Annotated in this window: 8 protein-coding genes and 1 pseudogene; 5 read left to right on the top strand and 4 right to left on the bottom strand. The window is 65.0% G+C overall.

The annotated features are described in order from the left end of the window. Positions 1-146: 146 nt before the first annotated feature. From gcvT to EO139_RS05510, 3 genes are all read left to right on the top strand, one after another. Positions 147-1256, top strand: coding sequence for a glycine cleavage system aminomethyltransferase GcvT (gene gcvT, locus EO139_RS05520; protein WP_126969630.1), 1110 nt, complete (start codon positions 147-149; stop codon positions 1254-1256). A 144-nt stretch (positions 1257-1400) separates the two neighbouring features. Beyond that, positions 1401-1796, top strand: a complete 396-nt coding sequence (gene gcvH / locus EO139_RS05515) for a glycine cleavage system protein GcvH (protein WP_104533961.1) — start codon at positions 1401-1403, stop codon at positions 1794-1796. A gap of 1020 nt (positions 1797-2816) precedes the next feature. Then, positions 2817-3296 carry a hypothetical protein gene (locus EO139_RS05510; protein WP_039519650.1) on the top strand — a complete coding sequence of 160 codons (480 nt, stop codon included), beginning with the start codon at positions 2817-2819 and terminating at the stop codon, positions 3294-3296. Between the two features lie 131 nt (positions 3297-3427). On the opposite strand, the pseudogene EO139_RS05505 reads toward EO139_RS05510, so the two are convergent. Beyond that, a pseudogene (locus EO139_RS05505) lies at positions 3428-3523 on the bottom strand (pyridoxine 5'-phosphate synthase); the annotation flags it as partial. A 484-nt stretch (positions 3524-4007) separates the two neighbouring features. Further along, entirely contained in the window at positions 4008-5351 is a 1344-nt protein-coding gene (locus EO139_RS05500) for a serine hydrolase domain-containing protein (protein ID WP_180496716.1), read from the bottom strand. Between the two features lie 370 nt (positions 5352-5721). On the opposite strand from EO139_RS05500, the gene EO139_RS05495 reads away from it, so the two are divergent. After that, on the top strand, positions 5722-7083 hold the full coding sequence (locus tag EO139_RS05495) for an MFS transporter (RefSeq protein ID WP_126944987.1): 1362 nt from the start codon (positions 5722-5724) through the stop codon (positions 7081-7083). Between the two features lie 541 nt (positions 7084-7624). Further along, positions 7625-7978 (top strand): DUF1304 domain-containing protein, encoded by a 354-nt coding sequence (locus EO139_RS05490; protein ID WP_119131152.1) that lies wholly within the window; start codon positions 7625-7627, stop codon positions 7976-7978. 247 nt (positions 7979-8225) lie between these two features. On the opposite strand, the gene EO139_RS05485 is transcribed toward EO139_RS05490, so the two are convergent. Next, positions 8226-10700 carry an acyl-CoA dehydrogenase gene (locus EO139_RS05485; RefSeq protein WP_126969628.1) on the bottom strand — a complete coding sequence of 825 codons (2475 nt, stop codon included), beginning with the start codon at positions 10698-10700 and terminating at the stop codon, positions 8226-8228. Next, on the bottom strand, positions 10697-11620 hold the full coding sequence (locus EO139_RS05480) for an alpha/beta hydrolase (protein ID WP_164739741.1): 924 nt from the start codon (positions 11618-11620) through the stop codon (positions 10697-10699). The genes EO139_RS05485 and EO139_RS05480 overlap by 4 nt, the downstream gene beginning before the upstream one ends. Between the last annotated feature and the right edge of the window lie 43 nt (positions 11621-11663).

Raw genomic sequence — 11663 nt, 5'->3', positions numbered from 1 at the left:
CATCGCACGCAATAGGTGGAGGCGTTCAAGGCGTTGGCCATCGCGGCCAACCGACAGGGCGCGGCCGCGTACTGCCGCGCGCTGCGCCGTTCCCCCAAGCGCGGCCGGGCGGCGATAATGGACCTCTTTCCCTTGGACCGGTGCGCATGACCCAGAAGACCATCCTCAACGACACCCATCGTGCGCTTGGCGCCAAGATGGTCGACTTCGGCGGTTGGGACATGCCGATCCACTACGGCTCGCAGCTGGACGAGCACCACCAGGTGCGTCGCGACGCCGGCATGTTCGACGTCAGCCACATGACCGTGGTCGACCTGCACGGTCCACGCGTGCGCGCGTTCCTGCGCTACCTGCTCGCCAATTCGGTGGACAAGCTCAAGGTCTCCGGCAAGGCGCTGTACACCTGCATGCTCAATCCGCAGGGCGGGGTGATCGACGACCTGATCGTCTACTTCCTGCGCGAGGATTTCTTCCGCCTGGTGGTCAACGCCGCCACCCGCGAAAAGGACCTGCAGTGGATCGGCGAGCAGGCTGCCCGCTTCGAGGTGCGTGTGGAAGAGCGCGGCGACTTTGCGATGATCGCCGTGCAAGGCCCCAACGCACGCGCCAAGGTCATCGCGCTGGTGGATCCGGCCGATACCGCAGCGGCCAGCAAGCTCGGCCGTTTCGCAGCACTGCAGACGCGCTCGCGCGAGGGCGTGGAGCTGTTCCTGGCGCGTACCGGCTACACCGGCGAAGACGGTTTCGAAATCGTGTTGCCGCAGGAGGCCGCAGTGGGGTTCTGGAACGCGCTGCTCGCGCAGGGCGTCAAGCCGGCCGGCCTGGGCGCGCGCGATACCTTGCGCCTGGAAGCCGGCATGAATCTCTATGGCCAGGACATGGACGACACGGTCAGTCCATACGAGGCCGCGCTGGCCTGGACGATCGCCCTGGACGAAGGCCGCGACTTCGTCGGTCGCGCCGTGCTCGAGTCGCAAAAGGCGCAGGGCGCACCGCGTCAGCTGATCGGTGTGGTGATGGATGAGAAGGGCGTGCTGCGGCATGGCCAGACAGTGCTCAGTGCCAGCGGCGAAGGCGAGATCCTGTCCGGCACGTTCTCGCCCACCCTCGGCAAGGCGATCGCATTCGCGCGAGTGCCGGCCGGCAGCATCGACGACTTGCGTGTGGACATCCGTGGCAAGCAGGTGCCATTGCGCGCGGTGAAGTTTCCGTTCGTGCGCGACGGCCAGGCGCAGCCCGGCGTCCTAGGCGACTGAGTCAAACGCTGCCGGGCAGGTCAACGTCCGGCAGCGTGCAGCATCCATCGCCGCCAATCGGCCGGCACGCGCGTGCACCTGTGTTGTCGTGCGGTCTAAACTAGCCACCTGTCCCCAACCCATCAGTTTCCCCGGAGCACACCCATGAGCGAGATCCCTGGCGACCTCAAGTTCCTCAAATCCCACGAGTGGGCCCGCGTCGAAAGCAGCGGCCGCGTGACCGTCGGCATCTCCGACCATGCGCAGGGCCTGCTGGGCGACTTGGTCTACGTCGAACTGCCGGGCGTCGGCGACACCGTGCAGGTCGGCAATGGCGCAGCGGTGGTGGAGTCGGTCAAGGCCGCCTCGGACGTCTACAGCCCGGTCAGCGGTACCGTCGTCGAGGTCAACAGCGCACTCACCGACAAGCCGGAAACCATCAACGAGGACGCCTACGGCGATGGCTGGATCTTCGTGGTCGAACTCGACGACAAGGAAGAGCTCAACGACCTGCTGTCGCCGGACGACTACGCCGAGCTGCTGGAAGACGACGCGCACTGACCTCGCTTCGCACGTCGCACCAAAAAATCCGGATGGCCGCTCGTTGGAGCGGCCATTTTTTTTTGCCTGCGCGGCGGTGGCAGCACGCCGTCCCCGCCTGGCGATGGCGTGCGCGTTGCCGATCGGCGTGCAACCGGCCAGCGACGGCCGTCGATCGCAGTCCAGGTGTTTGTCGATGTTCGACAGCGACGACCTCGCCGGGAACATGCGCACGCCACATCGTCGAGCACGACGCGGCTGTCGCGGTGTCGGATTTCTGGCGTGAGCCAGTCGTGAGGAGAGGGCGTGCAGCCGGTGAAAAACGGTTGCCGCATCGCGTGCATCCAACCTCGGACACGGTGTGCAACGCATGCCGTTGGCAGCGCATGCCGATGCACATACGGGGCGAGAACGGCGCAAGAAGTTTGCGCATTTCTGCTTGTGCGACGCCTTGAGCAAGGTTGGCGGATAAAAAATTTTCAGCTGGCGGACAGGCGGCGCACGCTGCGGCGACCACGCCTGCGCCGCGACGTCGGTGCAGTGGGGAGCATCGCGCTTGTTTGCCTCGCTAAAAAAAAACAGCACAAAAGAAGTGCTTTTTTGAAAACGTCGTTGCACCACCGCATGCGAAGGGCAGCTGCACGCGCCATCATGCGGCGTCTTGGGACCACCTCGACAGGACACATCGCCACCAGGTGTCGAAAAAAAAATGCAAAAGAGTGTTGACAGTAAAAAAAAGCGTGATTAGGTTTCGCCCAGCAGACGTTGCTGCGAAAGAGAGTGAGCAGAATCGACATCAAGCCGACACGCTTGTTCCCGATGTCCACCAAAGCGTTATCCACGGTGGAGTTGGGTCCGCTTCTCTCCAAGAAAGCAGCAGTCGCTCCGATCACGCACCCGCGTCGCTGTCTGATGCGGGTGTTTCTGTATCCGTCCCGTCGCGCATTACCTGCGGACGGTTCCCGACGACGGCGTGCCGTTGCGGGGTTTGCTTCAACTGGGCGTTTCACCTCCATAGTTCACTGACGAGGAGCCAATTACATGGCCACTGCAAAAGCTGCGAAAAAGAAACCCACTGCCAAGAAGGCAGTGAAGAAGACTGCCGCCAAGAAGGCAGTCAAGAAGGTCGCCAAAAAGGCAACCGCCAAGAAGGCAGTGAAGAAGACTGCTGCCAAGAAGGCCGTCAAGAAGACTGCAAAGAAGGCAACCGCCAAGAAGGCAGTGAAGAAGACTGCAAAGAAGGCAACCAAGAAGACTGCCGCCAAGAAGGCAGTGAAGAAGACTGCAAAGAAGGCGACCAAGAAGACTGCTGCCAAGAAGGCCGTCAAGAAGACCGCCAAGAAGGCAGTCAAGAAGACCGCGAAGAAGGCAGTTGCCAAGAAGGCGACCAAGAAGTCCGCCACCAAGAAGACTGCCGCCAAGAAGCCTGCTGTGAAGAAGGTCGCCAAGAAGAAGCCGGCCGTTCGCAAGAAGAAGGCCGCTCCGGTCGCGCTGCCCGCAACCCCGGCGCCGCTGATCTGATCTGCAGTACCCGATCGCCGTAGATATCGAGCTCTCTCCCCGACGCCCAGCGGGGAGGGAGCTTTTTTATTGGCTCCCCCACGGCGGCCATGATCCGGTGAATGTCGATCGCGCGCAGACAGTCGTAGTCGATCGCCATCCAGTACCAGGGTGACCTGCTCGGGCCGCGTGGCACGGCATAACGCCAGCAGACCTGGATAACCGTCCCGCGGTGGCGCAAACGCATTGCGATCGCCACCCAACGCATCGCGCGCTGCTTGGCGGGATGTCAGGCCGGGTAACTGTGCCTATCGCCGCACTGGCGCCACTGGCCATTCTCCACTCGCTACTCGCCACTCGCTTTCCCGGGTCCAGTGCTGCTGGTGGGCTCGGCTGCTGCGCCGCCCACGCAACGGGCCATCGTCTGTCCCGACCGGTAGTGCCGCCATCTCTTGGTGTCGCGCTGATGTGTCGGTCAGTGCGAAGCGGGAGAGATGCACTCGGTCGCATCGCGCGGAGGGTGAGTTGTCCGCTCGCTTCTTGGCTAGCTCCTTTGCGCGCACGCGACAAGGTTGTCCAGGCATGCGTTGGCCATGACCGGTAGCCATGGCGATGGAGCGATGGTTAGCCTGCCGGCCACCGATGTCGAAACACTCGACCCGGTCCCGCTGCGGGCCAGAAACAACACAGGCGGCCGAAGCCGCCTGTGTGCGAGAGCGCAGCAAGCTCCGTTTAGCGCGGCGATGCCACCGACTTGCCGGACGAGGCACCCTTGCCGGCAGGATCGGGACGCTCGGCCAGCATGTTCTCGCTACCGAAGTCGCCATCCACGTCGATATCCAGCCAACGCTTGGCAGGCAGGCCCAGCGCACGGTCCAGGATGGTCGGCAACATGCCGGAGGGCAGGCCGCTCTCGCCGTTCCACATGATCGCGATGCCGAGATCGCGCTCGGGCAGCAGCGCGACCAGGCCGCGGTAGCCCTGCACCGCGCCGGCATGGAAGACGACCTGGTGGCCGGCGTAGTCGAACACGCGCCAGCCCAGCGCGTAGCTGGCAGCGTCCACACGCTCGTGGCGCCAACCCGAGCGCATCTCCCCTGGCGTGGAGATCAGCGGCGCGTGCAGCGTCGCCAGCAGCGGCGCAGGCAGCACGTCGGTGCGGTGGCCGGTGTGCGCGAGCAGCCACTGCGCCATATCGCTGGCGCTGGCATTGACGCCGGCAGCGGGAGCAAGACGGTAGTAGGTCGGCTTGGGCGTCAGTGACACCCAGCCGTTGCGGCTGCGCACGTGCGGGCGCGCCCAGCGCGGGCTGGCCTGGATACCGGCCAGTCCCATGCTCGCATCGTTCATGCCCAGCGGCTTGAAGATGCGGCGCTCCACCGACTGCTCGTAGAAGCTGCCCGATGCAGCGAACACCACATCCCCGACCAGGCTGAAGGCCACGTTCTGGTATGCATAGCAATCGCCCGGGGCGCAGCGCAGCGGCGCGGCGGCCAGCTTGTGGCTGAGCGAGTAGTAGTCGACGTTGGATTCGATATCGTTGTCGTAGGCATTGCGGGTCAGCCCGACGCGGTGGCTGAGCACCTCGGCGACGGTGAGTTGCCGGGTGGCGACGTTATTGCTGAGCTGGAAGCCGGGGACGTAGTCCACCACCTTGCTGTCCCAACGCAGCACACCGTCGTTGACCAGCAACCCGGCCATGGTGCCGGCAAACGCCTTGGACAGCGATGCAAGACGGAACACGGTGTGGGCATCGACCGGCTGCGGGTGATTGACGTCGGTGACGCCGTAGCCGCGTGCGCTGAGCACCTTGCCGCCCTGCACGATGGCCATCGCCATGCCGGGCAGGCGATTGCCGTAGGTCAACTGGTTGGCCATCGATTCGAACGCGGCCACGTCGAAACCGGCCGCCGGGGCAAGCACCTGGCTGGCCGGGAGCGATGCACGGTATTGCAGCGGAGCGGTGGGCGACTGCACGATGGCGGCCGGCTGCAGCGCAGAGGCAGCGGGCGCGGGTGTCTGTGCGGTGGAAGAGAGAGCCAGAGGCAATAACGCCCCGAGCAGCCCGATGGCCAACGGTCGGAACCGTCGGCGCCTGCGCATTTGAGTCATGGTTGTCCCGCCTGTTCCGCTGCCTCCGACGATTCTAGCGCCGCGCTTCGCAATAGCACAAACTGCCGGAAGATGAATGGGCATCATATTGATCCTATTGACGATTTTAGGTTCATAAATCGGCCTGCGCGGCGCCTTTCCAGCGCCACTGGGAGCCCGTGCGGAAGCAACTGCAAGCAGCGTGCCTGCTCCAGCCGCGATCGATTTGCTGCGTCCTGCCCGCTGCCGCTGGTGATGCAGCGCGGCATCGGCTAACTTGCGCGCTTGTTTCGCGGGGTGCCGCCGCTGCCATGTCCTTGCTGTCGCGCCCGTCGATGCGAGCGAGCTTCACTCTATGACCAGCCCATCTTCGCCGCGCTCGGCGGCTGGCCGTTTGAACGCGGCGCTGCGCAGCTCGCCGCCGCTGGCATGGTCGTTCCTGTACTTCTTCTGCCTGCTCAGCGGTTACTACGTGCTGCGCCCGGTGCGCGAGGCGATGAGCGCGTCGGCGGATGTGGAAGCGATCTTCCCCACCGGCATGATCGCCTTCTTCGCCGCGCACGGCATGCCGCTCAAGGACTTCACCCTGCAGGTGCTGTTCACCTGCACCTTCCTGATCATGGTGCTGCTGCAGCCGGTCTACGGCGCGCTGGTCAGCCGCTATCCGCGCCGGGTGTTCCTGCCGGCGGTCTATGGCTTCTTCATCGCGACCCTGCTGCTGTTCTATGTGTTGTTCGACAGTGGCGTGCCCGGGCGCGGCATGGCGTTCTTCTTGTGGGTGACCGTCTTCAACCTGTTTGCGGTGGCGGTGTTCTGGAGCTTCATGGCCGACGTCTTCAGCAATGCCGAAGCGCGCAGCTACTACGGGTATATCGGTGCGGCCGGCACGCTGGGTGCGTTTCTCGGGCCGATCCTCACCCGCACCCTGGTCGAACGCATCGGCATCGCGCATCTGATGCTGGTGTCGGCCGGCTTTCTGGCGGTGTGCGTGGTCTGCGTGCTGCGCCTGCGCTTGTGGGCGGTTGCGCGCGAGCAGCAGCGACAGCTGGGCTCCGGTGAAGTGCCCATGGGCGGCGATGTGCTGGGCGGGCTCAAGTTGATCGTGCGCGAGCCGTTGCTGCGCTGGCTGGCCTTCATGGTGTTGTTCGGTGTTGGCGTCGGCACCTTGCTCTACAACGAGCAGGCGGCGCTGGTACGGCGGCTTTACAGCGACGCGGCGGCGGCCACCGCCTATTACGCGAGCATCGACCTGGCAATCAATGCGCTTACCCTGGTGCTGCAGCTGCTGGTGACGCGCGCGCTGTTGTCGCGTTTCGGCATCGCGCCGGCGCTGCTGATTCCGGGCGTGGCGATCATGTTGGGCTATGCCGTGCTGACGGCCTCGCCGTTGCCGATGATGCTTGCGATCGTGCAGGTGATCACCCGCTCCAGCGAGTTCGCCCTCGCCAAGCCGGCGCGCGAGACCTTGTACACGCGGGTGGATCGGCAGTGGCGCTACAAGGCCGGTGCGGCGATCGACACCGTGATCTACCGCGGTGGCGATCTCACCTTCGTCTGGGTGCACAAGCTGGTGTCGGCCTTCGGCTCCAGCGCAGTGTTCGGCGTCGGTCTGCTGGTGGCCTCGTGCATGACCCTGGGCGCGTTCGGCCTGCTGCGCGAGGCGCGCAAACTGCCCGCAGAGCGCGATGCGGAGACTGGCAATCAGGTCTCCGACTAGGAGCGGTCAACAAGCGGCCTGGCTGCGGGGGCCTTGCCCGCCCACCCTCGCGGGATACGCCGAAAGTACGTCCTTGTAGGCTCTTACGCGGCATCCATGCCGCGTAAGGTCCCGCGACGGTGGGCGGGCAAGGACCGGTCGAGATGGTCGGTGCGCACAGGCAAGCAGGGCATGAACGGCGTGTCCCGCAACCGGAGAGGGCACTGCGTGCTCGGCTGACTGAGCTTTTGACCTTGGCGGTGGGCTGCACCTAAGCGATGCCGCTGTTTGGAACTAGCCGCGTTTGCCTTTGGGCGAGCGTGGCGAGCAGATAGATCAGGTGTAGAGCGCTTGATCTGCACCCTGGCTGCAGCACTTGTGCCCGCGCAACAACCATCGCAGGACACGCCGCCGATGTCCGCAGTCGCGACGCTCCGATCATGCATGCAGGTCCTGCACATCCTCCGTCTCTTGCCGGCGCGCCGGGTTCCGCCGCCTGTTCCGAGTAGCAGGGCCGCAATCGCGGCTATGCTGGCCGCCACATCCACCATGCCGGTCTGCCATGTCCCTGTTCGCCATCGTCGCCGGTCTGTGTGTCGCTCTGCTGCACGTCTACATCATGGTGTTGGAGATGGTGCTGTGGACGCGGCCGCTGGGCCTGAAGACCTTTCGTAATACCCTCGAGAAGGCGCAGGCCACGCGCGTGCTGGCAGCCAACCAGGGGCTGTACAACGGCTTCCTGGCTGCGGGACTGTTCTGGGGTGCGTTGCAGGCCCGGGCCGATGTGCTTGGCTTCTTTCTGGGCTGTGTCGTCGTGGCAGGCGGCTACGGCGCCTACAGCGTCAACCGTCGCATCTTCGTCGTGCAGGCGTTGCCCGCGCTGATTGCCCTGGCCTTGCTGTGGTTGCCGCGCTGAGGCGGCCTTCCCCGCCTTCTGTAGGAGCGAACCCGGCCGCGACGGGGCGTCACCGGTAATGCCTCATCGCGGCCAGGTCCGCTCCTACCTTGGCAGCACGCTGAGGCTGCAGGCGCGGTGAACTGGCCGAAGACCACGGCGACAGGCAGGCAGCCGCGAGATGGTCAGTCTCCACACCAGCCGGTCTCCACACACGACGACGGCGGGCCGAAGCCCGCCGTCGTCTGCTGTCACCTTGCCCCGCGCCTTACGCTGCTTCGCGCGGTTGCTGGGCGTGCGGCTTGTCGTAGTAGCTGGCCGCTCGCAACTCGTGCGGCTCGAAGTCGTCCACGGTAATGGTGTCCATCATCATCTCGCGCAACTCTTCCAGCTGCCTGCGCTCGTCGCCGGTGATCACGCCTTCGGCCACCGCCTCGTCCAGCTGTGCGGTGAAACCCAGCGCTTCGATGCCCTTGGTCTTGAGCGCCTTGAGGAACTTGCGCTCCACCGGCTCGGCCAGCACGGCTTTGGCCAGATAGCTGGCGATACGCCCGCCCGGATTGTTGGCACAGGGGGTCAGGAACACGCCCTGGGCCAGGCGGTCGCGCGCTTCGTTCGGCGTCATCAGGATCGATGCCACGCGGTGCCCCAGGCGGTCGCCCGGCGCTTCGGCACGACGGCCCAGGGGGAAGATCAGCAGCCACATCAACCAGCCCACCGGCCGGATCGGGAAATTGCGCAGCGCCGCCGACAGCGCGGTTTCGATCTTGTGCACGCTGTCATGGAACGCCCATGCCAGCAGCGGCTGATCGGTCGCCGGCGCGCCTTCGTCGTGATAGCGCTTGAGCATCGCGCTGGTCAGGTAGATGTGGCTCAGCACATCGCCCAGCCGGCCGGACAGCGACTCCTTGAACTTGAGCTTGCCGCCGAGCATCAGCATCGACACGTCGGCCATCAACGCCAGGTTGGCGGAATAACGATCCAGCTTGCGGAAGAAGCGACGCGTGTACGCATCGCCCGGCGCTGCACCGATGCGTGCGCCGGTCAGCCCGAACCAGAACGAACGCACCGCGTTGGAGATACCGAAGCGGATATGCCCGAACAGGCTCTGGTCGAACGCTTCCAGGCCACGGCGCGTATCCGGATCCTGCGCCGCCTGCATTTCCTTCATCACCCACGGATGGCACAGGATCGCGCCCTGGCCGAAGATCAGCAGGCTGCGGGTCATGATGTTGGCGCCTTCCACGGTCACGCCGATCGGCGCCGCCTGCCAGGCACGGCCGGCGAAGTTGCGCGGCCCCAGGATGATGCCCTTGCCGCCGATCACATCCATCATGTCGCTGACCACTTCGCGGCCCATGGTGGTGCAGTGGTACTTGGCGATCGCCGACGGCACCGACGGCACATCGCCACGGTCCACCGCCGCGGCAGTGGCCTGCGACAACGCACTGATCGCATACGCCTTGCCACCGATCCGTGCGAGCGCTTCTTCCACGCCTTCGAAGCGGCCGATCGACAGACCGAACTGCTTGCGAATGCGCGCATACGCGCCGGTGACCACCGCGGCGTACTTGCCGCCACCGCTGGCCGTGGAGGGCAGGGTGATCGAGCGGCCCACTGCCAGGCACTCGTTGAGCATGTTCCAGCCCTTGCCGACCATTTCCACGCCGCCAATCAACTGGCTCAGAGGGATGAACACTTCCTCGCCATGGATCGGGCCGTTCTGGAACGGCGAATTGAGCGGGAAATGGCGACGGCCGATTTCCACGCCGGGAGTCTCGCGCGGCAGCAGCGCCAGGGTGATGCCGATGTCCTTCTTGTCGCCGATCAGGCCATCCGGATCGTAGGCGCGGAACGCCAGGCCGATCAGCGAGGCGACCGGCGCCAGGGTGATGTAGCGCTTGTCGAAGGTGAGCTTGACGCCGAGCACGTTGGCGCCGTTCCACTCGCCCTTGCAGACGATGCCGTAGTCGGGGATCGAGGTCGCATCGGAGCCGGCGAACGGGCCGGTCAGGCCGAAGCACGGCACCTCGGCACCCACCGCCAGACGCGGCAGGTAATAGTCCTTCTGTTCCGGCGTGCCGTAATGCAGCAGCAGCTCACCCGGCCCGAGCGAGTTGGGCACGCCGACGGTGGAGCTGACCACGCTGGAGATCGAGGACAGCTTCTGGATCACCTTGTGATGCGCCAGCGCACTGAAGCCCAGGCCGCCGTACTGTTTGGGAATGATCATGCCGAAGAACTTGTTCTTCTTGATGTACTCCCACAGCTCCGGCGGCAGGTCGGCGTGGACATGGGTGATCTCCCAGTCGTTGACCATCTTGCACAGCTCTTCGACCGGGCCGTCCAGAAATGCCTGCTCTTCGGCGGTCAATTGCGGCTTGGGGTAGTTGAGCAGCTTCTGCCAATCCGGGTCGCCGGTGAACAGCTCGCCTTCAAAGCCCACCGAGCCGGTTTCCAGTGCGATGCGTTCGGTCTGCGACAACGGCGGCAGTACCTTGCGGAAGAAACCCATCAGCGGCGTGGTCAGCAGCGGCTTGCGCAGGAACGGCAACAGCACCGGCGCGGAGACCAGCACCACCAGCACGGCAGCGACGATGGTCGCGGTGAGATTGGCCCCCAGCAACCAGCATGCCACCAGCACACAGGCGCTCAGCGCAACCCAGGTGGCAAGGCGCATGCGGTGATAGGCAGCGATGCCCGCCGCCAGGATGACGAAGAGAAACGGTGCAACGATGCTCATGGTCTTGCTCCAGTGACATGCTCGGTAATGTTGGACGCTGCGGTGGTGCCAACCGGGGGCAGTGCGTCCAGATAATGCAACACGGTTGCGGTAAACGTGGTGTTGTCGTCGCCGGCCAGCATGTGCGTGGCATCGGGCAGATGCACGTGCTGCGCATGCGGCGCGATCGACAGGAATTCGCTGATGGTGTCCGGCGTGACCAGATCGCTGCGCCCGCCGCTGATCAGCAGGAGCGGGCAACGCACCTGCGCGGCGGCGTCCAGCAAGGTCTGCTGCTGTGCGTGCGGGTCCTGACCTGCCAGCTCATCGACCAGCCGCGGATCCCAATGCCAGTGCCACCTGTTGTCCGCCCGCTGCCTCAGCAAGGCCTGCAGTTGCTCGGCCGTCTTGCGCGGGCGTTGCGGCAGATACGCGGCAATTGCGTCGGCAGCGGCATCCAGCGATGCGAAACCCTCCGGATGCGCGGTCATGAAACGCAGGATGCGCTCCACGCCTGCGGTATCCCAGCGCGGCGTGATGTCGACCAGGACGATCGCGCGAAACAGGCCGGGCCAGCGCGCCTCCGCAAGCAGGCCGAACAAGCCGCCCATTGATGCGGCGACCAGCACCGGTGGCGCGGCCTGCTCGCCCGCCAGCACAATCAAGTCATCGGTGAATTGCGTTGCCGAGTAGGGCAGGCCAACGTCGTTGAAGCCGGAGTCGCCATGACCGCGCGCGTCGTAGGCCAGCGCCCGGTAGCCAGCGTCGGCCAGTCGAGCCGCAGTGCTTTCCCAGGCGTACCGGGTCTGTCCAAACCCATGTGCCAGCAACACCGTCGCTGCGTTGCCCGCGCCTCGCTCCGACACCGCAAGCGAGGTATCGCCAGCAGTGATGCGAATGCTGGACGCACTGTGGGCAAGGCTAGAAGGAGAGGAAACCATACCTCATGGTATGGACCTGCCCGGGCCACTGTCAATACTGCCT

The organism is Xanthomonas sp. BRIP62411 (genome assembly GCF_003993525.1).
GTDB lineage: Bacteria > Pseudomonadota > Gammaproteobacteria > Xanthomonadales > Xanthomonadaceae > Xanthomonas > Xanthomonas euroxanthea.
The sequence above is the reverse complement of the archived record's forward strand: the minus strand, read 5'-3'. Positions and strand labels throughout refer to the sequence as shown.